The following is a 458-nucleotide window of genomic DNA, read 5'->3' as shown; positions in this document are numbered from 1 at the left end:
TGAGGGAGAAATTACTGTGGCAATTGATACAGAGAAGCTCCGGCAGGATGCCAGATGGGATGGACTCAAAGGATACCTATCCAACACAAAGCTACCAAAAGATCAAATCATTGAAAATTACCAACATCTTTGGCAAATTGAATATGCATTTCGTATAGCCAAAACGGATTTAAAGATCAGGCCCATCTACCACCGATTACAAAAGCGTATTGAAGCACATATTTGTATATCCTTTGTGGCCTATAAGGTATTTAAGGAACTGGAGCGGCAACTCAAGACAAAGAAAGCTACTGTTAGTGCTAATAAAGCCATAGAAATTGCGGAGAACATTCATGAAATAACCTTCAAACTTCCTAGCGGAAGCAAAATAAGTAAGCTGCTATTACTAACGGAGGAGCAAAAATATTTTGCTTCCTTAGTAAAAATATAGGTCAGGGTGTCTCAGTGCGGAAGTCAGG

1 protein-coding gene is annotated in these 458 nt (G+C 39.5%); it reads left to right on the top strand.

All coding sequences use genetic code 11. From position 1 onward, the window contains the following. The coding region (locus tag RM545_RS17535; protein ID WP_311496580.1) for an IS1634 family transposase at positions 1–430 on the top strand (430 nt) is incomplete at its 5' end. Positions 431–458: the final 28 nt, after the last annotated feature.

It is taken from the genome of Autumnicola lenta (assembly GCF_031846515.1).
Lineage (GTDB): Bacteria > Bacteroidota > Bacteroidia > Flavobacteriales > Flavobacteriaceae > Autumnicola > Autumnicola lenta.
This window is presented reverse-complemented; position numbering and strand designations above follow the sequence as displayed.